The sequence below is a fragment of the Micromonospora hortensis genome (assembly GCF_022230935.1).
GTDB lineage: Bacteria > Actinomycetota > Actinomycetes > Mycobacteriales > Micromonosporaceae > Micromonospora > Micromonospora hortensis.
In genome coordinates this window covers 104,388-126,027 of sequence record NZ_JAKKFE010000054.1, presented here as the reverse complement: position 1 = coordinate 126,027, position 21,640 = coordinate 104,388, and the positions used below count along the sequence as shown (strand labels likewise).

The 21,640-nt window shown below is 70.0% G+C and carries 24 protein-coding genes; 8 read left to right on the top strand and 16 right to left on the bottom strand.

Going from position 1 to position 21,640, the window contains the following annotated elements:
• Window positions 1–48 precede the first annotated feature (48 nt).
• Both NIE111_RS27985 and NIE111_RS27980 read right to left on the bottom strand, forming a co-directional pair.
• Window positions 49–936 (bottom strand): histone, encoded by an 888-nt coding sequence (locus NIE111_RS27985; protein ID WP_238687281.1) that lies wholly within the window; start codon window positions 934–936, stop codon window positions 49–51.
• An 83-nt stretch (window positions 937–1,019) separates the two neighbouring features.
• Entirely contained in the window at window positions 1,020–1,223 is a 204-nt protein-coding gene (locus NIE111_RS27980) for a hypothetical protein (protein WP_238687280.1), read from the bottom strand.
• Window positions 1,224–1,563: 340 nt separating this feature from the next.
• Between NIE111_RS27980 and NIE111_RS27975 the strand changes: the two genes are divergently transcribed.
• Both NIE111_RS27975 and NIE111_RS27970 read left to right on the top strand, forming a co-directional pair.
• Entirely contained in the window at window positions 1,564–2,664 is a 1,101-nt protein-coding gene (locus NIE111_RS27975) for a M48 family metallopeptidase (protein ID WP_238687279.1), read from the top strand.
• Between the two features lie 59 nt (window positions 2,665–2,723).
• Window positions 2,724–3,221, top strand: coding sequence for an NUDIX hydrolase (locus tag NIE111_RS27970; RefSeq protein WP_238687278.1), 498 nt, complete (start codon window positions 2,724–2,726; stop codon window positions 3,219–3,221).
• Between the two features lie 3 nt (window positions 3,222–3,224).
• Here NIE111_RS27970 and NIE111_RS27965 read toward each other — a convergent pair whose 3' ends face one another.
• Genes NIE111_RS27965 through NIE111_RS27950 form a run of 4 tightly spaced genes read right to left on the bottom strand, consistent with a single transcriptional unit; the run spans window position 3,225 to window position 6,469 of the window.
• Window positions 3,225–4,181, bottom strand: a complete 957-nt coding sequence (locus NIE111_RS27965) for a hypothetical protein (protein WP_238687277.1) — start codon at window positions 4,179–4,181, stop codon at window positions 3,225–3,227.
• Window positions 4,182–4,212: 31 nt separating this feature from the next.
• Window positions 4,213–5,247 carry a hypothetical protein gene (locus tag NIE111_RS27960; protein ID WP_238687276.1) on the bottom strand — a complete coding sequence of 345 codons (1,035 nt, stop codon included), beginning with the start codon at window positions 5,245–5,247 and terminating at the stop codon, window positions 4,213–4,215.
• Window positions 5,241–5,576, bottom strand: coding sequence for a PadR family transcriptional regulator (locus tag NIE111_RS27955; protein ID WP_238687275.1), 336 nt, complete (start codon window positions 5,574–5,576; stop codon window positions 5,241–5,243). Before NIE111_RS27955 ends, NIE111_RS27960 begins: the two co-directional genes overlap by 7 nt.
• Window positions 5,577–5,596: 20 nt before the next feature.
• A complete protein-coding gene (locus tag NIE111_RS27950; protein WP_238687274.1) occupies window positions 5,597–6,469 on the bottom strand; it encodes an AraC family transcriptional regulator in 873 nt (290 codons plus the stop codon).
• Window positions 6,470–6,613: 144 nt separating this feature from the next.
• Here NIE111_RS27950 and NIE111_RS27945 point away from each other — a divergent pair, with 144 nt between their 5' ends.
• On the top strand, window positions 6,614–7,048 hold the full coding sequence (locus NIE111_RS27945) for a GrpB family protein (RefSeq protein WP_238687273.1): 435 nt from the start codon (window positions 6,614–6,616) through the stop codon (window positions 7,046–7,048).
• A gap of 123 nt (window positions 7,049–7,171) precedes the next feature.
• On the opposite strand, the gene NIE111_RS27940 is transcribed toward NIE111_RS27945, so the two are convergent.
• Together NIE111_RS27940 and NIE111_RS27935 are read right to left on the bottom strand one after the other, a co-directional pair.
• Window positions 7,172–8,071: a YwqG family protein gene (locus tag NIE111_RS27940; RefSeq protein WP_238687272.1), complete on the bottom strand. Its 900-nt coding sequence runs from the start codon at window positions 8,069–8,071 to the stop codon at window positions 7,172–7,174.
• A 34-nt stretch (window positions 8,072–8,105) separates the two neighbouring features.
• Complete coding sequence (locus NIE111_RS27935) at window positions 8,106–8,678, bottom strand: GNAT family N-acetyltransferase (RefSeq protein WP_238687271.1); 573 nt, start codon at window positions 8,676–8,678, stop codon at window positions 8,106–8,108.
• A 68-nt stretch (window positions 8,679–8,746) separates the two neighbouring features.
• Between NIE111_RS27935 and NIE111_RS27930 the strand changes: the two genes are divergently transcribed.
• Window positions 8,747–9,631: a transglutaminase domain-containing protein gene (locus NIE111_RS27930; RefSeq protein ID WP_238687270.1), complete on the top strand. Its 885-nt coding sequence runs from the start codon at window positions 8,747–8,749 to the stop codon at window positions 9,629–9,631.
• Here NIE111_RS27930 and NIE111_RS27925 read toward each other — a convergent pair.
• The 3 genes from NIE111_RS27925 to NIE111_RS27915 form a co-directional block, all read right to left on the bottom strand.
• A complete protein-coding gene (locus tag NIE111_RS27925) occupies window positions 9,618–10,559 on the bottom strand; it encodes a redoxin family protein (RefSeq protein ID WP_238687269.1) in 942 nt (313 codons plus the stop codon). The two genes, NIE111_RS27930 and NIE111_RS27925, sit on opposite strands and share 14 nt — an antisense overlap.
• The gene (locus tag NIE111_RS27920) at window positions 10,560–11,786 is read right to left on the bottom strand and encodes an epoxide hydrolase family protein (RefSeq protein WP_238687268.1); all 1,227 of its coding nucleotides are present in this window, start codon (window positions 11,784–11,786) and stop codon (window positions 10,560–10,562) included.
• A 155-nt stretch (window positions 11,787–11,941) separates the two neighbouring features.
• Window positions 11,942–12,778, bottom strand: coding sequence for an SDR family oxidoreductase (locus NIE111_RS27915; protein ID WP_238687267.1), 837 nt, complete (start codon window positions 12,776–12,778; stop codon window positions 11,942–11,944).
• 119 nt (window positions 12,779–12,897) lie between these two features.
• Here NIE111_RS27915 and NIE111_RS27910 point away from each other — a divergent pair, with 119 nt between their 5' ends.
• A complete protein-coding gene (locus NIE111_RS27910) occupies window positions 12,898–13,500 on the top strand; it encodes a TetR/AcrR family transcriptional regulator (RefSeq protein ID WP_238687266.1) in 603 nt (200 codons plus the stop codon).
• A 55-nt stretch (window positions 13,501–13,555) separates the two neighbouring features.
• Entirely contained in the window at window positions 13,556–14,485 is a 930-nt protein-coding gene (locus NIE111_RS27905; RefSeq protein WP_238687265.1) for an expansin EXLX1 family cellulose-binding protein, read from the top strand.
• Between the two features lie 51 nt (window positions 14,486–14,536).
• Here the strand turns inward: NIE111_RS27905 and NIE111_RS27900 are convergent, their stop codons facing one another.
• From NIE111_RS27900 to NIE111_RS27890, 3 genes are all read right to left on the bottom strand, one after another.
• Window positions 14,537–15,937 (bottom strand): hypothetical protein, encoded by a 1,401-nt coding sequence (locus NIE111_RS27900; protein WP_238687264.1) that lies wholly within the window; start codon window positions 15,935–15,937, stop codon window positions 14,537–14,539.
• 78 nt (window positions 15,938–16,015) lie between these two features.
• A complete protein-coding gene (locus tag NIE111_RS27895; RefSeq protein ID WP_238687263.1) occupies window positions 16,016–17,212 on the bottom strand; it encodes an RNA polymerase sigma factor in 1,197 nt (398 codons plus the stop codon).
• Window positions 17,209–17,550 carry a YciI family protein gene (locus NIE111_RS27890; RefSeq protein ID WP_238687262.1) on the bottom strand — a complete coding sequence of 114 codons (342 nt, stop codon included), beginning with the start codon at window positions 17,548–17,550 and terminating at the stop codon, window positions 17,209–17,211. Before NIE111_RS27890 ends, NIE111_RS27895 begins: the two co-directional genes overlap by 4 nt.
• 147 nt (window positions 17,551–17,697) lie before the next feature.
• Between NIE111_RS27890 and NIE111_RS27885 the strand changes: the two genes are divergently transcribed.
• Window positions 17,698–18,069, top strand: coding sequence for a hypothetical protein (locus tag NIE111_RS27885; RefSeq protein WP_238687261.1), 372 nt, complete (start codon window positions 17,698–17,700; stop codon window positions 18,067–18,069).
• A gap of 191 nt (window positions 18,070–18,260) precedes the next feature.
• The gene (locus tag NIE111_RS27880; RefSeq protein WP_238687260.1) at window positions 18,261–21,056 is read left to right on the top strand and encodes a TIM-barrel domain-containing protein; all 2,796 of its coding nucleotides are present in this window, start codon (window positions 18,261–18,263) and stop codon (window positions 21,054–21,056) included.
• A 64-nt stretch (window positions 21,057–21,120) separates the two neighbouring features.
• Here NIE111_RS27880 and NIE111_RS27875 read toward each other — a convergent pair whose 3' ends face one another.
• Together NIE111_RS27875 and NIE111_RS27870 are read right to left on the bottom strand one after the other, a co-directional pair.
• Window positions 21,121–21,375, bottom strand: coding sequence for a hypothetical protein (locus NIE111_RS27875; RefSeq protein WP_238687259.1), 255 nt, complete (start codon window positions 21,373–21,375; stop codon window positions 21,121–21,123).
• Window positions 21,372–21,632 carry a hypothetical protein gene (locus NIE111_RS27870; RefSeq protein ID WP_238687258.1) on the bottom strand — a complete coding sequence of 87 codons (261 nt, stop codon included), beginning with the start codon at window positions 21,630–21,632 and terminating at the stop codon, window positions 21,372–21,374. Before NIE111_RS27870 ends, NIE111_RS27875 begins: the two co-directional genes overlap by 4 nt.
• Window positions 21,633–21,640 lie beyond the last annotated feature (8 nt).

Sequence of the window (21,640 nt, the reverse complement as noted above, 5' to 3'; positions counted from 1 at the left end):
CTTCCGGTGACCGGCCGGAAATCCGACCGGTGAGGGGATGCTCCGCGCTCAGCCGGTCGCCTTGCGGGCGGCGCTGCGGGCCCCCCTGGGTGCGGTGGCTCGGGCGGCGACCGGGCTGGCCGGAGACTTGCGGGCTGTCACCTTGCGGGCCGGCGCCTTGGCCGCGACGGTCTTCTTCGCCGGGGCCTTCTTCGCCGCCGCCTTGCGGGCGGTGGTCGACGAGGTACCCGTCGCCTTCGCGGCCGGGGCCTTCTTGGCCGGAGCCTTGCGCGCGCCACCGCTGGGGCGGGTCGACGCGGTCTTCTTCGCAGCGGCCGTCTTCTTCGTCGCTGTCTTCTTGGCGGCGGACGCCTTGGTCGCCACCTTCCGCGCCGGGGCCTTCGCCGCGCTGGTGGTCTTGCGCGCCGAGGCCTTCGCGGCGGTGGTGGTCTTGCGCGCCGGGGCCTTGGCTGCGGTGGTGGTCTTCTTCGCCGGGGCCTTGGCGGCGGTGGTGGTCTTTCTCGCCGCGCTGGCGGTGGTCTTCTTCGCCGCGCTCACCGTCTTCTTCGCCGTGCCGGTGGTCTTCTTCGCGGCGGTGGTGGTCTTGCGCGCGGCGGTGGTGGTCTTGCGCGCGGTGGACGCCGGGGCCCGCTTGGCGGCGGTGGTCGTCTTGCGGGTGGTGGTCGAGGCCTTCGCGGGGGCCTTCTTGGCCGCGGCGGTGGTCCTGGTCGTGGCCTTCTTCGCGGGGGCCTTCGTGGCCGCCGTGGTGGTCTTCCTGGCCGGTGCGCGGCCCGCCCCGCCGGCGGCCTTGCGGGCCGGTGCCTTCGCGGCAGCCGCGGTGGACTTGCGCACGGGGGTGGTCCGGCTCGCCGCCGTGTTCCGCTCCGCCGCGGCGGTCTTCTTCGCGGTGGTGCGTCGGGCGGCCGGGCGCTTGGTGGCCTGCTGTGCTTCGGCCATCGTGGTTCCCTCCTCGGGGGACGTGCTCTCGCGTGCGTCCTCGCGGAGCACGAAATACCTCGGCGCGAGCCGTCCCGCGCCGCCTATCTGTCGTCCCCGGCCCAACGAGCGTCCTCGGCATCCCACGCCTCGTTCCGCTCCTGCACTCGTTGCAGGGCGTTCTCCGCGTCGGCCGCCGAGTCGTACGGGCCGAGAACGTGCTTCGCCGGACACACGTTGGTGTCCGTCTCGACCCGGTGATGCCGGGTGCACCAGTAGAACTGCCCACCACGTCCGCTGTCGCTCATGGGAATCACTGTGCACCGCGAACCGGCCGGCCGCCACCGGATCGCACAAGTCGCCGACGATCTCCACAGTAGATATGCATTGCGTTCGTCGGGGCGGAACGCGGAAATAGGGTCGGACGAACAGTCAGTTCCGGTGCGATCCAGGGCTGAGGCATGATCTGCGCTCGTGATCAATACGGTGACCGGCGCGGGGGCGTGCCCGGGGTGTGCGGCGACGACGGCATCGGTACGCGACGCGGTGCCCTGGTGTCCCAGCTGTGAATGGAATCTGGACGCCTATGACCAGGCACGTCGCCAACGTGAGTTCGGGTGGAGTTGGGTCGACCGGTGGACCTACCGAATGGCGTTCCGGGCGACCAGGCGGCAGTTCACCGAACTGGTTGGGCGACCGTTGGGCACCAACGGATCCGACGCCGCCCGGACGCTCACCGCAGCAGCCTCGTTGCTCCTGATCGCCGCGGTGCTCGCGCTCGCGGTCGTCGGTGGTTGGCTGATCGTGGCGTTCCCGTTTCCCAACCTGGCGATCGTGCCGGGTGTGGCGATGGTCGGTCTGGCGATCGCGTTGCGGCCCCGGTTCGGTCGCCTCGACCCGGAACTGGAGGTGCTCACCCGCGACCAGGCGCCGGAGTTGTTCGGCCTGATCGACGAGGTGGCCGCTGCGGTCGGGGCGCCTGCGCCGGACGTGGTGGGCGTGGACGACACCATCAACGCGTACGCGGGCACTGTCGGGTTGCGGCGGCGGAAGGTGCTCGGTCTCGGACTTCCGCTGTGGGGTTCGCTTCCCGCCGGTGGCCGGGTGGCGCTGCTCGGCCACGAACTCGGTCACTTCGTCAACGGTGACCCGCGCCGGGGCCTGTTCACCCAGCCCGCGTTCACCATGCTCGGCTCGGCCGCCGACCTGTTCCGGCCGGTGCGGACCAGCGTCGGGGCGGGGCTGGTGGAGATGCTGGGCGACGCGGTGGGCCGCGCGTTCCAGTGGGTGGTGTCGCGGGTGCTGTTCGTCGCGTACCTGCTGTTGGTGACTGTGGCACTGCGGGACAGCCAGCGCGCTGAGTACCTCGCCGACGAACTGGCCGCCCGGGTGGCCGGCACGACCGCCGCTACCGATTTCCTCGACACCCTGCTCGCCACCGAGTCGTTGGCGCTGGCGGTGCGTCGGGAGAGCCGGGCGGGGCATGGCCCGGACCGGTGGCGCTCGGCGCTGGCCGAGTCCCGTGCGGCCAGGACGGACCGGTTGCCGCTGCTGCGGCAGCTGTCGGTCCGCGACGAGGCGTCGCTGTTCGCCGCTCACCCACCGACCGGACTGCGTCGCCAGATGCTCGCCGGGCGCGGATGGCAGGATCCCTCGGTGGTGCTCACCGAAGCCCGGATGGAACGGATCGACGCCGAACTCGGCAAGGAGTACGACCGCTTCCGCCGTACCGTCAGCTGGTCGGGCTGACGCCGGACGCGCACCCGCGGGCGGCGTTGGGCAGAGCGGCAGCGGCCTATGATCGCCGAATGGCGACACCGGACTACATCGTGGGGCTGCGCAAGCACGTCGGCCATGACCTGCTCTGGCTGCCGAGCGTCAGCGCGGTGGTCCGCAACGACGCCGGTGAGCTGCTGCTCGGCCAGCGTGCCGACGATGGGCGCTGGTCGGTGGTCAGCGGTTTCGTCGAGCCGGGCGAGCAGCCGGCCACCGCGCTCGTCCGTGAGGTGCGCGAGGAGACGGGCCTGGAGGTGGCGCCGGTGCGGATGTCCAGCGCCGTGTCGCACCCGCACACGTACCCGAATGGCGACCGCTGCGAATACTTGAACCTGGGGTTCCTGTGCCGGTTGGTGGCCGGCACCGCCCGCGTCAACGACGACGAGTCGTTGGCCGTGCGGTGGTTCCCGCTGGACCGGCTGCCCGAGCTGGACAAGCACGCCCTGCTGGTCATCGCGTACGCGCTGCGCGAGAACCAGCTGGCCGGTTACCTGGAGCCGGGTACGACGTGGGACGACGTACCCGACTGAGGTTCACACCGGGGTCGGCGCGAGCGCGACCGTCTCGGCGGGCGCCGACCGGGCCGCCCGGATGGTGTACGCGAGCGCGTACGGCGTGCAGGCCAGGTAGAACATCGGCTCCAGCAACAACTGGTCGGTGATCAGGAAGATCTCCCACGACGTGGGGCGGGGCAGGCCGAAGTTCCAGTCGGTCCAGCAGACCAGGAGCCACAGCGGCGCGGAGATCCGGTCGACGCTGTCCGGTGTCATCGCGTCGGCCGGGACGGTGCCGGGCCCCGGAATGGTCTGGAGCACGAAGAGAATCACTGCCAGGTCGGCCGCGACGAGCGCGCCGACGAGGCCGACCAACCAGGCGACGCCGACCCGACCCCGGGCGGCGAGGTTCGCCGCAGCCCACAGGGCCAGCGTCAGGCCAGCCAACCAGAGGAGCAGACCGGGTACGAACCTGCCGAAGACACTGCCGTTGACGACGGACATGAGCCCGAGTGCGGCCACACCGACGGGGAGCACCACGCCGAGCGCGATGCGCAGCGGGCCCCGAAGTGCGGAGTGCCGGGCCGACCGTGACGTGTACCTCGCCAACAGCACCGCGAAGCCGACTGTCAGCGTCGACCAGAGCGGCAACTGCGCCGCTGTCGACCAGCTCACCCTCATCGACAGCACGTTGTGGACCTGACTCATGGCCAGCGCGCTGACGACCACGATCGCGGCGCAGGCGAGCGGGGCCAGTAGCAGGGCGGCGGCGGTACGGCGGGCCCGCCGATGCATCATGCTGCGGTCGACGAGCGGGGCGCCGGCCCGGCTGACGGCCAGGCTCATGGCGAAGCCGACCATCGTCGTCCAGCGACCGCTCTCGGCGAGGACGTGCAGCTCGGCGGCCCACTCGCGGCGCAGGTCGTCGCGGACGTCGGTCGGCCACCGGCGCGCGGCCAACTTCAGCAACAGCTCGGCGATCCGGCGGGTCACCATGCCGGCGCTCCGATGGTCGCTTCCGTTTTCCTCACCCGTTCGCCGCTCGGGTGCCCAGGTGGGGCTTTCCGCTCGCCGTGTATGCCCAGCCCGTGGCGCTGCGCGTCTGGGCCAGAGCGACCGGCGCGTCGGGCGAGGACCGGGCCGCCCGGATGGTGTACGCGAGCGCGTACGGCGTGCAGGCCAGGTAGAGCATGGGCTCTATCAACACCCGGTTGGTGATCAGGAAGATCTCCCACTCGATCGGCCGGGGCAGGCCGAAGTTCCAGTCCGTCCAGCAGGCGAAGAGCCACAGCGGCGCGGAGATCGGGTCGACGCGCTCCCGTGCCTCGATCGTCGGCCCAGCGCCGAAGCCGGCGGGGTACGCGTCGACGATGACGAGGATCACCGCGAGGTCCGCGGCGACGAGTGCGCCGAGGACGCCCACCCACCAGGCGGCGCGGACGCGACCCCGGGCGGCGAGGCTCGCCGCGGCCCAGAGCGTGAGCGTCAGGCCGGCCGACCAGAGCAGCAGACCGGGTACGGCGTCGGCCAGGCCCTCGGCGTTGACGACGTACCTGAAGTTGACGACGTACACGAACAGGATGACGGCCGCACCGACCGGGAGCACCACGCCGAGCGCGATACGAAGTGGGCCGTCAAGTGCGTTGTGCCGGGCCCAGCGGGCGGCGAACACCGCCAGCACGATCGCCAGCACGATGGTGAACGCCGCCCAGATCGGCCTCTGCGCCCGCTCCACCCAACTCGCCCGCACCAGCAACGAGTCGACGAAGAACAGCGCCAACACACCGAGGGCCACGATCCCGACGCAGGCGATCGGGGACAGCAGTAGAGCGGCGACGGTGCGGCCGATCCGACCGCGCATCAGGCGGCGGTCGACGATCGGGGCGCCGGTGCGACTGACGGCCAGGCTCACCGCGAAGCCCAGCATCCTCGTCCGGTGACCGCTTTCGGCGAGGACGTGCAGCTCGGCGGCCCACTCGCGGCGCAGGTCGTCGCGAACGCCGGCCGGCCAACGGCGGGCGGCCAACTCCAGCAGCAGCTCGGCGGCACTGCGGGTCACCACGCCGGCGCTCCGGTGGGCTCGGTGCCGCCCCACGGGCGACGGCCACCGTCGGGGATCGCGGCCCGCAGGTCGGCGAGCGCCTGCCGGGCCTGCGTCACCCCGACGGCGGTCAGTCGGTAGTAGCGGCGGGCCGGCCGCCCGGCCGCTACGGGATCGATCGCCTCCCAGTCGGCGGCCAGCCAGCCGGCCCCCTGCAACCGGTGCAGCACCGGGTAGAGGGTGCCGCTGGGCAGGCCGGTCAATCGCATCAGGTCGAGCCCGTAGCGCTGCTCGTCGGGCTCGGCGAGCAGCGCCGCGAGCACCTTTGCGACCGGAATGGTCATCCGCATGTGACCACTGTATCGGAACTCTACATAGGGGTGGGTACCCGTTCGACGGGAATCCACAGCTCGGCGTCCGCCTGGGTGCCGTCCGCCGACACGCGGACCCGGCTGATCTCCGGTCCAGGTCGGCTGCGGTACGGGTTGGACGGAAACCACTGGGTGAACACGTCACGCCACAGGTACTGCACCGCCTGCGGAAACGCGCCGGAGGTGGTGAACACCGCCCACGACCCGGCCTGCACCGGCAGCGCGTCCAGGTCCTCCGGCGGCTCGGCTGCGGTCACCACCCCGTGCCAGTAGTCCAGCTCGGTGCCCTCCTGGCGGCTGTCGTCGAGGTTGTCGCTGACGTTGACGATCCCCTTCGGCTCCTGATCGGAGAGCGCCTCGATCCGTTCGGTCGTCTCCTTGTCGATGCTCCGGATGAACGCGACGATCGCCGGGTTCATCCCCTCGTGCACCAACGGGACCCGGGCCTTGCGCCCCACCAGTGCGAATGCGTCCTTGTCGACGATCCGGTACTCCATGCTGCCACTCCCTTCGACTGTGAGTCGGAAGGACATCCGGGGCTGGGCGCGCAGCGCCGCGCCCGTACGCCGGGCTTCTCCGGGCCCCACGCCGTGCACGGCGTGGAACGCCCTGGCGAACGCCTCCGCCGAGCCGTAGCCGTAGTGCACGGCGACGTCGAGCAACGTCCGCTCCCCCGCCAGCACGTCCGCACCGGCGACGGTGAGCCGACGCCGCCGGATGTACTCCGACAGCGGCATTCCGGCCAGTGCGGAGAACAGCCGCCGGAAGTGGTACTCCGACGTCAGCGCGATCCGCGCCAGCTCGGCCACCTCGATCTTCTGGTCGAGGTGACGCTCGATGTACGCCATGGCCTCGTTGAGCCGATCCAGCACCCGGGCCTCCTTCCCTTTCGAGCACCGACGTTAGGTCGCGGGGTCGGTCGCCCACCCGACATCCGATGCCCGCATCGGTCGGGTACGGCGGCACCGATAGCCCGTGTCGTAGCCTGGCGGACTTTGCTTCCCAAGGAGGTTGACGTGGCCGAGTATCCGCAGGACGTCGTGCAGCGCTTCCACGGCACCCCCGACCAGGTCGACGCCGGCCTGGTGGGCGAGCCGCCGCGGACGTGGGAGTCCGTCGTCATCGAGGACACCGCCCAGGAGGACGCCTATCTCCCCGCCCTGGAACGGCTCGGGTACCGGCTCGTCCTCCGGGAACCCTGGTGGCACGGACACCGGATGCTTCTCAGCCCCGCCGAGGACGTCAACCTGCACGTCTGGCCGCAGGGTGCGCCGGAGCCGATCCGGCACCGGCTCTTCCGCGACTGGCTGCGCGCGCATCCGCACGACCGGGAGCGGTACGCCGCGACCAAGCGCCGCCTCGCACGGGACACCGCGCACCGGCCCCGCGACTACAGCCTCGCGAAGAACGACGTCATCGACGAGATCTACGCGCGAATCTTCGCCGCCTGATGACCTCACGTCGACGGCGGTCGCGCGTAGATCTTGGACAGTTTCCGTTATCAGTTAACGGAAAGTGTCCAAGATTGGGCCGTGGGCCGAGGATGTGAGCCTGCCAGTGACCACCCGGGTTCGTCAGGAACAGTCGAAGCGGTACTCGAACGGCCTGGTGGGGCAGGCGGTGCAGACGAAGAGGTAGATCCCGCCGACGTCGCCCAGCATGAGCCCGGTGGGGTTCTGGATCGTCGACCACGGATGATCGTCGGTGGTGGCCGTCTCCCAACCGGCCATCGCCGGACGATCCTCTACCGGAATCCACCGCTTTTCGTCACCGCGGCTGAACTCCCAGCTGGCGACCGTCAGCAGATGGTCCATGAGCGATCCGCACCCGCAGACCGGCCATTCCGGAGACTGGGTCCAGCCGGGGTAACCGCCGACCTTGATCCCCGAGGCGACCGCCAGATCGCCTTCGTACTCCCAACCGGTCTCCTGCGCCACCCGCTTCATCGTGTCCTCGATCTGCGGCCACACGGCACGCGGGAGGTCCCAGCCCGGGTACTCGGTGACCCGCTCCGGGTCGAGCACGCACGGGTTGGGGACGTGCGCTGGATCTGACTCCACATCCGGTACGGGCATGTCATGAAGCCGGGCGCCGATATCGGCGCGGCGACGCCACCGCAGTGACGGGCGAGGTGACGTCCACGGGTCGTGGTCGAATGGGCACCACAACACCTGTAGGACGTCCGTGCCGGCCGGGAACGGCACTTCGGGCACGTCCTCGGCCAGCAACTGGACCACCGGCACCAGCGGTGCCGCCGGCTCACCCGGAGTGTCGAGGTAGTGGTCGCCCGGCTCCGGCCCGTCGCACATCGGCCAGGCTTCGTCGGCCGGCCACAGTAGCGGGCCGCCTACCGAACTCTGCTCCGCTGTCGGCGAACCCGGACGGGGATGCAACCGGACGGTCGTCCGCGCCAACGGCGCAACCGCCGGAAAGATCTGTGGCACGTCGATGGGGCTGGAGGGGGTGGTGTGCACGCCGCCGATCGTAGGAGGCGCGCGATCAGCGTGTTCAGCGCGGCGGCTGCTGCATGATCCAGGTGGGCACGGGCTCCGGCAGGAAGCCCGCCACCTCCCAGCCGGCCCGGCGGTACAGCTCGACGTTGCCCGGGTTGCTGGTCTCCAGGATCGCCGGCAGGCCCTCGGCGGCGGCACGGGCCAGGCCGGCCCGCATGACGGCACGGCCCCAACCGCGTCCGGCGCTGTCGGGGTGGGTTCCCAGGACGCCGAGGTACCAGAACGGGAACGTCGGCAGGGCGGCGTGCACGGCGTCGTCGTAGCCCTGGACGCGGGCCAGCACGTCAGCGGGGTAGTGAGCGGCGAGCCCGCCCGCCGGTGACCCGGTCGGCGACCCCGCCGGTGGCTCCCAGATGGCGACCGACGCACCCCCGCCGAGCGTCCAGATCGACGACTGGTGCACCCGCTTGTCGAAGAGGTGCCCGAAGAAGGTGGCGGCGTACCGCGGATAGGTCTCCTCGTCGGGGAAGAGGCACCGCAGGATCGGATCCTTGACGAACGCGGCGACCAGGGTACCAACCACCGCATCGCGGTCCGCCGGGGTGGCGATGGTGATCTCGGGCGTCATCACAGCAGTCGACACTATCCGAAAAGGCGCCTTGACCCTGACACGGTGGCGGACCGGAGACTGCCCCCATGGACCTCGATTTCTACCGTGGACACTCCCCCTACAGCGACCCCGGTCGGCACGGCGGGCTCCTCGACGCCGTGGCGTCCGACGTCCCCACAGTGGCGGCGACCGCCCGCAACGTGATCGTCCACTACCGGGCCGGCGGCGTCGAGCTGCCCGTCGACCGGCTGGACGAGGTGAACCGCCGCTGGGTGGACCGCATCCTCGACACCGACCAGTCCCGCTTTCCCCTGCCGCTAAGCGTTGCGCGCCCGGCCGTGGACCGGGTGGCCGGCTGCTGCCGAGACCACACACTGCTATCGGTCGCGATCCTCCGCCAGCACGGCATTCCCAGCCGCAGCCGGGTCGGCTTCGCCTCCTACTTCACCCCCGGCTGGCACCACGATCACGTGCTGCTGGAGTACTGGAACGGCGAACGCTGGGTCTGGGCCGACCCGGAGCTCGACCCGGCCGACGACCGGCGGTTCGACGGCTACGACATCGACCCGACGGCGGGGCTCTTCGACTCGGCAGCGCGGGTGTGGTCGGCGTACCGGGCCGGGACGATCGATCCGAACGTCTACGGCGTGGCCCCCGACGTGCCCGTCCACGGCGCCTGGTTCATCTACACCTACGTCCTGCACGAGCTGGCCCATCGGCAGAAGGACGAGTTGCTGCTGTGGGACAGCTTCGGCGCGATGACCGACGACCTCGCCAACGCCGACCTCACGCTCGCCGACGAGATCGCCGCCCTGCTGCTCGAAGCCGACGACGGCGACGAGGCCGCGGAGAAGGCGCTCGCCGACCGGTACGCGACCGACAGCCGTCTGCGTCCCGGCGCTCAGGTACGCAGCTTCTCACCGGTCTCCGGCACTGTGCGCACTGTCGATCTGCGCGTCAGCCGAAGGTGAAGGCGTACGCCTCGACGCCGGGCTGGCCGAACGTGATCTCCAGGGTCCGCTCCCGGACCGCGCCGTCCTGGCGGACGAGCTGGTAGAGCCGGCCGTCCTGGAGGACGCCGTTGCCGGCCTCGTCGATGTCGACGCCGTGTGCCGGGCCGGGGGCGTCACCGTCGAGCAGCACGCGGAACGGGATCGACGCTCCCGCCCCGGGGGCCAGCACGAGATGCGCGTCGCGGGCGTGGAACCGGAAGGCGATGCCGCCACCGGCCCGGTCCAGCACGACGTTCTCCGACCTGATCGTCCACTCCCCCGCCAACGCCCACTGGTTGAGGCCGAGGCTCTGCGGCACCTGGTAGGCGCGGCGTTCGTCGAGCGCGGGGTCGTTGGGCGACGCGAAGTGTTCGCCGCGACCGAAACCGAGGTACGTCTCGGGCGTGCGCAGGTTGGCCCAGTCGGCCTCCGCCTCCGGGCCGAGCCCCTTGACGGGTACGGGTTCCCGCTCGATGCCGAGCAGTTGCTGGAGCACCCGCTCGGACTGCTCGTAGCGTCCCTCGCCGAAGTGCTCGTCGCGGATGACGCCGTCGGTGTCGACGAAGTAGAGCGCCGGCCAGTAGTGGTTGTCGAACGCACTCCAGATCGCGTAGTCGTTGTCGACCGCCACCGGGTAGTCGATCGATCGGGCCGCCACCGCCCGCCGCACCCAGTCGACGTCGTGCTCGAACGCGAACTCCGGGGTGTGCACACCGATGACGACCAGCCCGTCATCGCGGTAGGCCTGCGACCAGGCACGCACGTACGGCTCCTGGCGCAGCCAGTTGATGCAGGTCAGCGTCCAGAAGTTGACCAGGACGACGCGCCCACCCAGGTCGGCGGGGCCGAGTGGCTCGGCGTTGAGCCACTCGGCCGCCCCGTTGAGCGGGGGCACGTGCACGGCCATCTAGCGCAGTGACCGGAAGGCGGTGCGAAGCTCCTCGGAGAAGATCTTCGGCTGTTCCCAGGCCGCGAAGTGCCCGCCCACGTCGAGCTTGTTGTAGTAGATGAGGTTGGAGTACGCCTGCTCGGCCCAGCTCCGCGGCGCCTCGTACAGCTCGTCGGGGAAGACGCTCACGGCGACCGGGACGTTGACGCCCTTGGCGGCGAAGAACGACAGCTTGTTCTCCGCGTACAGACGGGACGCGGAGACCGCGGTGTTCGTCAACCAGTAGAGCGAGATGTTGTCCAGGATGTCGTCGCGGGTGAGGCCCGCCTTGGCCCCGTCGAACACCTGCGCGATCAGGGCCAGACTCTTCGCGTCGTGGTCGAGCAGGAAGGACGCCAGACCGACCGGAGAATCCGCCAGCCCGGTCAGCGTCTGCGGACGTGTCGCCATCATGAGGGCGTAGGCGACGTGCTTCCAGACGTAGTTGGCTTCCTCGGCGGCACGCATTTCGTCGTCCGAGAGCCCGGATGGCAGCGAGCCCATGGCGTTGTTCGCGCCGGTGGTGTCGCCCTGGAACAGCAGGTCGATCTCCGGTGGGATGGCACCGGGCATGTTGGTGTGGATGCCGAGCAGTTCCGGAGGCGCCTGGATGCCCATCTGGTCGACGATGACCGCACCCCAGTCTCCGCCCTGCGCGACGAACCGGTTGTAGCCGAGCCGCTTCATCAGCTCCGTCCAGGCGGTCGCGATCTTCTGCGGGTTCCACCCCGACTCGGTCGGTTTGCCGGAGAAGCCGTGGCCGGGCAGCGACGGGATCACCAGGTGGAAGGCGTCCGACGCGCTGCCGCCGTGTGCGGTGGGGTCGGTCAACGGCTCGATGATCTTCATCTGCTCGATGATCGACCCGGGCCACCCGTGGGTGACGATCAGCGGCAGCGCGTCCTCGTGCTTCGAACGCACGTGGATGAAGTGGATGTCGACGCCGTCGATGGTGGTCATGAACTGCGGCACAGAGTTCATTCGTGCCTCGACCTTGCGCCAGTCGTACTCCTTCTCCCAATAGCGGGCGACGGCCTGAATGGTCGCGAGTGGCACGCCCTGCGACTGGTCGTCCACCGTTTCCTTGTCCGGCCAGCGGGTGGCCTTGATGCGCCTCTTGAGGTCATCAAGGTCGGCCTGAGGAATGTCGACCGAGAACGGCCGAATCTCCGTGGTGCCGGGACGAGTCTTGGTTTTGACAGCCATGCGTGTTTCCTCTCCGTCTAGGTGTGCGCCTCGCGAGGAGAAATCATGGGTGAAAGGCTCTGCCCGGACTTATGTGCCAACGATGGGCACGCCGCCGCCATATCTCGGAGCCTAGAACGCCGTACCGGTTGCTCGTGGCGATACGAGCAGCCCTCTCATCCGTCAGCTCCGGGGGCCGCGACGGCGTGTTCGGCGGCGCGACTGACCTGCTCCCAGCTCGCCCAGGTGTCCATCCGTCGGCGGGCGATGTCGAACGCCAGGTCGTACACCATGCTGCCGAGCAGGAGCCGCAGCGGCGGCTCGTCGCTGTCGACCAGTTGCAGGAGCGCCTCGGCGGCGAGCCGCGGTTCGCTGTCGATCGAGCCTTCCGCCCACTGGCGCTCCAGCTCGGCACGCAGTGGCGCGTAGGCGTCCATCGGGGTGGTGGCGCGCACGCTGGTGTAGAGGTCGGTCCAGTATCCGCCCGGCTGCACGATGCTGAGCTTGATGCCGAAGGCCGCCGCCTCCATCGCCAGCGCCTCGCTCATGCCCTCCAGGGCGAACTTGCTCGCGCTGTAGAGGCCGGTGCTCGGGAAGCCGCCGAGCGCGGCGATGCTGGAGACCTGCACGATGTGGCCGGACCGTTGGGCGCGCAGGTGCGGCAGCACTGCCTGACTGACCCAGAGCGCGCCGAAGAGGTTGACCTCGAACTGGGCGCGCGCCTCGGCCTCGGTGAACTCTTCGATCATGCCCATGGACAGGGTTCCGGCGTTGTTGACGACGATGTCGAGCCGGCCGAAGTGCGCGACGGCGGTGTTCACGGCGGCGATGACCGCCGCGCGGTCGGTCACGTCGAGGGTCAGGGTCAGTAGCCGGTCGGCGTACTTTTCGTCGAAGTCGGCCTGGGCGATGGTCCGGGCGGCGGCGACCACCCGGTCACCCCGGTCGAGTGCGGCGTCGGCGAAGGCGCGGCCCAGGCCGCGGCTGGCACCGGTGATGAACCAGGTACGCATGTGTTCTCCCAGCGTTTCAAGACGAGACGGTCCGTCTCGCGATGGACCGAGACTAGGCCCGTGACGTCGCCGCCGTCAAGACGAGACGGTTCGTCTCGTCCGCTGGTATCGTTCCGTCCATGACGCCCAACACGGCCCGGCGGAGAGAGACCTCCCGACGCGCCATCCTCACCGCGGCCTTCGACCTGCTCCAGGAAACGGGGTACGCGAAGCTCAGCATCGAGGGCATCGCCGCGCGGGCCGGCGTCGGCAAACAGACCATCTACCGCTGGTGGCCGTCGAAGGGCGCTGTCATCTTCGACGCCTTCCTCATGCTCAGCGAGGCCACCGAGGGTGGGCCGCCGGCGCTGCCGGACACCGGCGACCTGGCGGCGGACCTGACAGTGGTGCTGCGCGCGACGGTCGAGGAGATGAACGACCCCCGGTACGAGCAACCGATGCGCGCGCTGGCCACCGAGATCGCACTCGACCCCGAGCTGGCCGCGGCGTACGCCGAACGGTTGGACGGGCCGTTGAAGGAGGCGAAACGGCAGCGCCTGCGCAGCGCCCAGCAGGCCGGTCAGATCGCCGACGACGTCGACCTCGGCGTGGCGGTGGACATGATCTGGGGGCCGGTGCTCAACCGCTGGTTGCACCGCAGCGGGCCGCTCACCGCCGAGTACGCCGATCTCGTCGTCGCCACCGCCCTCAACGGACTGCGCCCCCGCCGATCCGGCGAGTGACGATCGGTGGGACGGCTTTGCGCTGCCACAGCACGGTGCGGCAACATCAGGCGCCGTGACGGCACCAGGCACGGCTCCCGACAACGACATCCCGGCGGCCGACGACGGCACGCCTCGGTCGAGTCGGCGGGTCAGACACTGGTTGGCCGGTGCCGGGGTCACCGCCCTGGCCGCCGTCCTGGGCATCACTCTCGCGGTCCGTGGTGGCGCCACCCCGGCCTGTGCCGCGCCGCCGTCGGGCAACGCCATCCACAAGGGAACCGCCAGCTTCTACGACGCGGGCCGCTCGGGTGGCAACTGTTCCTTCCCGGGTCCGCCGGCGGACCGCCTCTACGTGGCCCTCGGCGCATCCCAGTACTCCGGATCGGCGGCCTGCGGCAGCTACCTGGAGGTGAGCGGCCCGAAGGGCAAGGTCCGGGTCATGGTGATGGACCAGTGCGGCGGCTGCGGACCCAGCAAGATCGACCTGTCCACCGAGGCGTTCACCAGGATCGCGGACCGGTCGCAGGGCATCGCACGCGTGACGTACCGGGCGGTGGTGAACCCGCCGCTCGACGGAGGGATCACCTTCCGGATGAAGGGCGGCGCCTCGAAGTACTGGTTCGCGGCGCAGGTCGGCAATCACGGCAACCCGCTCCGCTCGGTCGAGGCGAAGGGACCGGGCGGCGGCTTCCGCAAGGCCGCCCGGCAGAGCGACAACCACTGGACCATCGAGGGCGGGATCGGCCCCGGGCCGTACAGCATCAGGGTCACCGACGTGTACGGACGCCAGGCGACCGCCACCGGCATCCGCATGGTCACCAAGCAGGTGCAACGCAGCACTGCCACCCTCGCCAGCGCCTCCCCCACGCCCAGCAACTCGCCCTCGGCCCCGCCGAGCCCCACCGTCGCGCCCGCACCGACGCCGACGGAGTCGGTCGCGCCGACGGCGACAGTCGAGGCGCTCGCGGGTGCTGCCGCTCCACTCGACCGCCCCCGCTGCTGATCGAGCCGTGGCGGCACGATCGCCAGCCTTGCCGCGGACGGGAAACCCGCTTCAGCGGAACACGCGCGCGACAAGCATCAGTAGCGCCCTGAGCAGCACCACTACGCGGTACACCGCGTAGACGATCCACACGACGAACATGCCGATGGCGCTGACGATCAGGGCGGGCCCCACGACTGTCGTTTCCTCGACCACCCAGCCGCCCGCGATCATCACTGTGACCACGACGCCGAGCAGCACGACAGCGCGTCCCACCCCCTTCGACGCCTGCCACAGGGCTGTCGCGTGCACGCGGGACGGCTGGGCTCCCGCTGATGGCCTGGCGGGCGAGGCGACGGATGTCGGTGCCTGCGACGCCAGTTCGTCGAGTTGCCGACCTGCGGCGCGGTCCCGTTCGTCGGCGGAGTCACGCAGGACCGCCTCCAGGGCACGCAGGTCGTCCCGATCGCGAAGCAGTCCGGTACGCGGATCAGCGAGGAGCAGCACGGGAACGGGAGGTTCCTCGTCTGCCGAGCGGGCCAGCACCCACGCTTCGCCGAAGCCCTTGAGCTGCCCCGGTTGCCGCACCGTGACGATCCCGGACACCAGGCTGATCCGGGGCGACTCCGGACCAGCACCGATGACGAGGTCGGTGCCGTCGATCCTCGCTTCGTCGTCGAGCAGGTCCCGGCAACTCTCGGTGAAGTGCCGAACGACAGTGGTGACGATGCCGACCACCACCAGGGACACGACCAACACGATGCCGCCGAGCAGCTCTTTGTGCTGTGTCGCCACGATGGTGAGCGACAGCAACGGGACGAGGACGAGCAGGTACCAGCCGACGAACAGCAGGGCCCTGCGCCGGTCCAGCCACCGCTTGAGCCGGGCACGGTCGGTCTGGTCCGGAAAGTGCCGCAGGGGAACACCGCTGGTCGGCGGGATCGGTGGCCGGAACAGGGGGTGGAAGCGCTCACCCGCCAGCAGCGCCAGGTCCCGCGTGAACTGGTCCTCCTTGTAGGCCACCTCACCGAGCTCGAACAGTTCGACGGCCGCCTGGCCGTCCACCGGGCTCTTCTCGGTCAGCGGGACGCCCAGGCTCACCCCGGCCGCAGGCACCAGGAGCAGACGTGGACCCCGCAGCATGCGTCGGACGGCGGTCGCGGGCGCGTCGGCGGTCGCGGGCGCGTCGGCGAGCACGACCGCGGCAACCTCGTCCCACAGCAGATGGCGGTTGAGCTTCGGAATCCGCACCGACAAGCCGTGCGAGTCGACATCGACGCGAAACGGCACCACCGCGTCGCGCACCAGCCGGCCACCTGTCGCCAGGCCGAGCGCCACAGCCGCCGCGCTCAAGAACAGGCCGACCCAGGCGATGTCCATTAATCCGTACGCGATACCGACAGCTCCGGCGAGCAGCAGCATCCCGAACACCAGGGGGACGAGACGGTCGAAGTACGGTCGCCGTACCTTCACCAGCTCATCGTCCAGCACGAGGTCAAGCCGGCGTCGCGACAAACGATGTGAACCGGCACGGGGCGACGGCATACCAGTTCAGGCCCAGTTGAGGCGGTGGCGCAGGAGGGACCGTTCGGCAGGGTTGGTGGCGAGGGCGAGGGCGCGTTCGTCGGCCGTCCGGGCCCGGGCGGTGGCGCCTAGGTCGCGGAGCAGCTCGGCTCGGGTGGCGTGGAACAGGTGGTAGTCGTCCAGTTCCCTGGCCAGGGCATCGACTTCGGCGAGCGCGACTGATGCTCCGCTGACGTAGCGCAGCGCGATTGCCCGGTGGAGCCGGGTGACCGGTGACGGTGCCAGGCGCAGCAGCAGGTCGTAGAGCACTGTGATCTGGGTCCAGTCGGTCTCCTCCCAGCTGGTGGCCTCGGCGTGGCAGGCGACGATGGCGGCTTGCAGCTGGTACGGGCCTGGCCTTTTCTGCGTAGCTGCTTGGGCGATCAGCCGGCCGGCGGCGGCGATGGCGCGCAGGTTCCAGAGAGATCGGTCTTGGTGCTGGAGCTGGATGATCTCATCGTGCCGGTCGAAGCGGGCGCTGGTTCGGGCTCGGTGCAGCCGGATAAGCGCTAGCAAACCGGCGACCTCCGGTTCGGTGGGCATGAGCTGATGCAGCAGAGCGGCGAGGAACTCGGCGTCGTCGGTCAGGTCGCGAGCTTGGGCCTGGTCACCGCCCGTGGACAGGTAGCCCTCGTTGAAGAGCAGGTAGATGACTGCAAGGACCTCGGTGAGCCGCGAGCCGAGATCGTCGGCCGACGGGATCCGGTACGGGATGGCCGCGTCGCTGATTTTCCGTTTGGCTCGGGTGATGCGCTGCCCGACGGTGCTCTCCGGGACGAGGAACGCTCGGGCGATCTGCGCGGTGGTCAGACCGCAGACCACCCGCAAGGTGAGGGCGACCTGGGCGGCCCGGGGCAGAGCCGGATGGCAGCAGGTGAAGATCAGCCGAAGCCGGTCGTCCGCTGGCGGCTCGACCGGCCACGCCACCAACGCCATCTTCCGGCGGTGGCGCTGCTCGCGGCGGAGCTGATCCAGACCGCGGCGACGGGCCACGGTGTACATCCACGCAGCTGGCCGGTCAGGAATCCCTTCGACCGGCCAGTGGGTCAGCGCAGCCTCGATGGCGTCCTGAACGAGGTCCTCGGCGGCGCTGAAGTCACCGACCAGATGCACCAGGGACGCGGCGAGCTGGCCCGCGTGATCGCGGACCACGCGGGCCAGCTCAGCGTACGTCGGTTGGCTCATCCGGCGATGGGGCGAATCTCCACCACGGGGCAGGCTGGCCAGGACTTGGCGACCCGCAATGCCTCGTCAAGGTTGGCCACCTCGATCTCGGCGTAGCCGCTGACGATCTCCTTGCCTTCCACGAACGGACCATCGGAAACCAGCGGCTCGCCCCGGTCCAGCCGCAGAGTGGTGGCGGTGTCCGGCGGCATCAGGTAGGCATGATGAGTGATCTTGTCATGGTGGTCGGCGAACCACTGCTGCACGCGGGCGTAGGCCCGGTTCCGCTCGGGCTCATCCATGGCGGCCAGGTCGGCGGCGAACTGCGGCGTGTCGACGAACATCAGCACGTACTTCATCGTTCCTCCAACGGCGGTCAACGGGACGAGGCGGGTATGCGCCTCCACCAACCAGACGACCAGCGAGGGTCCCAATCCGACAACCAGCCGAACTTGTTTCCGGGTACGTGTCAACACGGTCAGCGACGCCCCTCGTACCATCCGACGATGATTTCGGAGACCTTCGATGCGCGCGGCGGGCTCACCTACGTTGACCGCCTCGACGTCACCCGAGGCAACCCCCTCAGGGCCGTTCGACGGATGGCCTGGCCGACAGTGACGCTGCATGCCGACGACAGGAGGCTGACCTTCACGTCGCGTTCCGGATCGGACACCCTGGAGCAGTTCAACGTGGCGGCGCTGGCGCACCATCCGTTCTACCGACGGTTCCCGCTGCCGGCGACCGCCGTCTCCTTCGACGTCGAGGGACGCGACCAGATCCTGCTCTTCTGGACTCCCCGCGCGGGCGCGGTCCTGCGTGCACTCGACAGGCTGGGCTGGGACGCCGAACAGCCCGAGCCCTGGAACCCGTACGTCTGAGCCGGTGGTCGTGCGGTAGCCCGCGGCCCTGCGACCCGTCTTCGTCACCGTGCGGAGCGACGCCTGTCGGACGAGTACGGACTGTCACGAAAGAGAGAAGGGACACCCTCGGAGGCCCGTTGACATGCGTTTCGAGCGAGTGACAGCGTTGTCATCGACTCATTTCCTCCATTTGAGACGAGGAGCGCATCTTGCTCTATCGGAACTCACCCCGCCGCAGCGCGACAGCAGCCGCCGCCGTCGGCATTCTCATCACGGGGCTGGCGCTCGCTCCGTCCGCGCCGGCCCAGGCGAGCCGCCACCGGGCGCAAGACGGAGCCGTACGGTCGGGTGACGCACGCTTCGAGGTGCTGTCCCCGACCCTGATCCGCACCGAGTACCAGAAGGACGGCAGGTTCACCGACGCCGCCACGTTCAACGCCATCGGACGCGACGATTTCCCCCGCACGCGTTTCACGAAGCACGTCGACAACGGCTGGCTCACCATCGACACCGGCGCGATGACGATGCGTTACCGGGTCGGCTCGGGCGCGTTCACCGCCGACAACCTCACCGTGCAGCTCAAGACCGGCAAGCAGGTAGTGCAGGGCCAACCCTGGGCCGGCCACACCGCCCCGACCTGCGCGTTCGGCGCGCTCTGCGAGGCCGAATCGCTGCAGTTGAACGGCCCCGGCGTGGCCACCGACCACCAGGGATTCACCGGACGCGGCTTCGCGGCCGGCTTCGCCTCGTCCGGCGACTCGATCACGTTCGCGCTGGACGCTCCCGAGGGCGGCACGAAGCAGCTCGCCGTCCGCTACGCCAACAGCACCGGCGGCGACGGCCAGAACGTGGACCGCACCCTGACTGTTCAGGTCGACGGCGACGCCGGCCACACGCTGACGCTGCCGCCCACCGCGAACTGGGACACCTGGGGCCTGGCCACCGTGCCGGTCGACCTCACCGCGGGCCGGCACGAGATCAGCGTTGTGCGGGGTCCCAACGACTCCGGCAACGTGAACGTCGACAGCCTCGCGGTGGTGAACCCGGGTGATTCGTTCCCGGCGCCGACCCCGCCCCAGCCGCAGCCCCTGCGGTTCGGCACGTTGGGAGAGGCCGAGACCGGCGCGCTGACCGGCGGCGCGAGGCCCGCGAACGACCACAACGGCGCATCCGGTACGGGATTCCTCGCCGGCCTGGAAAGCACCACGTCCGCCGACACGCTCACAGTGAATGATGTGCCGGCCGCCGGTGACTACCAGGTGCAGATCCGGTACGCCAACGGCCAGGCCGGCGCCCAGCCGAGCCAGACGCGCACCATGTCGGTCACCGCGGGAACCGCGGCGCCGGTCATGGCGACCCTTCCGCCGACCAGCGGATGGGACTACTGGAACACCGTCTCCGTCCCGGTCCACCTCAACAAGGGCACCAACACAGTGACGCTGGGCTGCCCCACTGACGCCAGCTGCAACGTCAACGTGGACACGGTCGCCATCACGAGCAAGGGCTCCCCGCTGCTCGCCCCGCACGCGCCGCTCGGCGGCTACCGCCGGGGCCTGGACGGCGTGACCGGTCCCGCCCTCACCGCTCCGGGCCTGCTCTACCAGGACGGCTGGTACCTGCTCGACGACTCGGCCTCGGCCCTGAGCACCACCAAGCCCCGGCCCGCCGCCGAGCAGGACGGCTACGTCTTCGCGTACGGGCAGGACTTCACCCGCGCCCTAAAGGACCTGTCGACCCTCACCGGGCCCACGAAGCTGCTGCCGAAGTGGGCGTACGGCGTGTGGTACTCCGAGTACTACGACCGCACCGCCGCCGAGTTCCAGAACCTGGTGACCCGGGCCAAGGCCGAGGGTGTCCCGCTGGACGTGCTCGTCCTCGACACCGACGTCAAGGCGCCGGACAAGTGGAACGGCTGGAGCATCGACCCCACCCGCATCCCCGACCCGAAGGCGTTCTTCGACTGGGCCAAGAAGCAGGGCCTGCACACCGGCATCAACATCCACCCGAGCATCCTCGGCTCGGACCCGAAGTTCGCGCAGGCGCAGGCTACCGCGAAGGGCAAGCTCCAGCGCGTCGGCTGCAACGGCGGCCCCGACTGCTACGCGTTCGACTTCGGCGACCCGGACCAGCTCACTGCGTACATGCAGCTGCACGACGGGATGATCCCGAAGGGCACCAAGGGCCCGGACCTGTGGTGGCTGGACTGGTGCTGCGACAACACGAAGTCCTCGCTCGCCGGGGTGACCGGTGACGCGTGGATCAACCAGCAGTACGCCGACAAGACCGGCTTCGCGTTCTCCCGGGCGTACGGCTCGTTGCAGGCCGGCGGCTACAGCAGCCCGACCCCGGTGTCGACCGGACCGTGGGCCGACAAGCGCACCACGCTGCACTTCACCGGCGACACCACCTCCGACTGGTCAACGCTGCAGATGGAGGTCGGCTACACGCCGGGCGAGTCGGCAGCGACCGGGCTGGCCGCCGTCAGCCACGACATCGGCGGGCACACCGGCGGCCTCCAGGAGCCGGGCAGCGAACCCGGCAGCACCAAGCTGCCCGACGACCTCTACGCCCGGTGGGTGCAGTTCGGCACGTTCCAGCCGATCGACCGGCTGCACTCCAACCACAGCGACCGGCTGCCCTGGCAGTACGGCCCGGCGGCGAACGCGTCGGCCAAGAAGTTCCTGAACCTGCGGGAGAAGCTGCTGCCGTACACCTACGCCGCCGCCAAGGAGGCCACCCGCACCGGTACGCCCATCGTCCGCTCGATGTACCTGGCGTACCCGAATGAGCAGGCCGCCTACGCCACCGCCGGTTCCCAGTACCTCTACGGACCGGACTACCTGGTGGCACCGGTGACGACGCCCGGCACCACCGCCACCACGTCGGTGTGGTTCCCGCCGGGCAACAGCTGGACCGACATCTTCACCGGGAAGACGTACCGGGGCGGCACCACGCAGAACATCACCACCACGCTGGACACCATGCCAGTGTTCAAGAAGCACTGACGTTCCAGGGTTCCGAACGCCGGCCGGGTGGGGGCAACAACCCACCCGGCCGGCGTCCTCTGGTTCAACGTCCGTGGGACCGACGGGCCCGCGACAACCAGCCGAGGAACCTGGCGTGCAGCGCGGCCAGGTCCGGACGCAGCCCCAGGCCGTACATGTCGTCGGTCGCCTCCTGCATCGACGCCGCCAGGTAGAACGCCAACGCGATCGAATGACCGTAGAACTCGGTCACGAGCGCGAGCTGGGCCGGACCACACGGCCAGGGCGCGGCGCAGTTGCGGCACAGCCACGCCGGGCGCATCGGCAGGTGCGGGATCATCCGACCCGCACCGGACGTCGCGGGCGTCTGGTCGGCAGGGCCTGCATCCGCACACCTGCGCGCCGCACGTACAACTCGCGGTGCGCGAGCGCGTCGCCCGCCGCGTTCAGCTGGTAACCCTCAATCCAAACCCAACCGTGGTACGTGTGCCGCTCGGGCAACTCGCGGATGACGCGTACGAAGATCGGGCGCAGAAACTGCACGCTCGCCGCGGTGGTCAGGTGGATGACGTCGCCGGCCATCATCGTCCCAATCACCGCGACCC

Excerpts from the sequence above, each read along its gene's own strand:
- NIE111_RS27985 (WP_238687281.1), bottom strand. The coding sequence starts at position 936 with ATGGCCGAAGCACAGCAGGCCACCAAGCGCCCGGCCGCCCGACGCACC.
- NIE111_RS27980 (WP_238687280.1), bottom strand. The coding sequence starts at position 1,223 with ATGAGCGACAGCGGACGTGGTGGGCAGTTCTACTGGTGCACCCGGCAT.
- NIE111_RS27975 (WP_238687279.1), top strand. The coding sequence starts at position 1,564 with ATGGCGTTCCGGGCGACCAGGCGGCAGTTCACCGAACTGGTTGGGCGA.
- NIE111_RS27970 (WP_238687278.1), top strand. The coding sequence starts at position 2,724 with ATGGCGACACCGGACTACATCGTGGGGCTGCGCAAGCACGTCGGCCAT.
- NIE111_RS27965 (WP_238687277.1), bottom strand. The coding sequence starts at position 4,181 with ATGGTGACCCGCCGGATCGCCGAGCTGTTGCTGAAGTTGGCCGCGCGC.
- NIE111_RS27955 (WP_238687275.1), bottom strand. The coding sequence starts at position 5,576 with ATGCGGATGACCATTCCGGTCGCAAAGGTGCTCGCGGCGCTGCTCGCC.
- NIE111_RS27935 (WP_238687271.1), bottom strand. The coding sequence starts at position 8,678 with ATGACGCCCGAGATCACCATCGCCACCCCGGCGGACCGCGATGCGGTG.
- NIE111_RS27930 (WP_238687270.1), top strand. The coding sequence starts at position 8,747 with ATGGACCTCGATTTCTACCGTGGACACTCCCCCTACAGCGACCCCGGT.
- NIE111_RS27925 (WP_238687269.1), bottom strand. The coding sequence starts at position 10,559 with ATGGCCGTGCACGTGCCCCCGCTCAACGGGGCGGCCGAGTGGCTCAAC.
- NIE111_RS27920 (WP_238687268.1), bottom strand. The coding sequence starts at position 11,786 with ATGGCTGTCAAAACCAAGACTCGTCCCGGCACCACGGAGATTCGGCCG.
- NIE111_RS27915 (WP_238687267.1), bottom strand. The coding sequence starts at position 12,778 with ATGCGTACCTGGTTCATCACCGGTGCCAGCCGCGGCCTGGGCCGCGCC.
- NIE111_RS27910 (WP_238687266.1), top strand. The coding sequence starts at position 12,898 with ATGACGCCCAACACGGCCCGGCGGAGAGAGACCTCCCGACGCGCCATC.
- NIE111_RS27895 (WP_238687263.1), bottom strand. The coding sequence starts at position 17,212 with ATGAGCCAACCGACGTACGCTGAGCTGGCCCGCGTGGTCCGCGATCAC.
- NIE111_RS27890 (WP_238687262.1), bottom strand. The coding sequence starts at position 17,550 with ATGAAGTACGTGCTGATGTTCGTCGACACGCCGCAGTTCGCCGCCGAC.
- NIE111_RS27885 (WP_238687261.1), top strand. The coding sequence starts at position 17,698 with ATGATTTCGGAGACCTTCGATGCGCGCGGCGGGCTCACCTACGTTGAC.
- NIE111_RS27875 (WP_238687259.1), bottom strand. The coding sequence starts at position 21,375 with ATGATCCCGCACCTGCCGATGCGCCCGGCGTGGCTGTGCCGCAACTGC.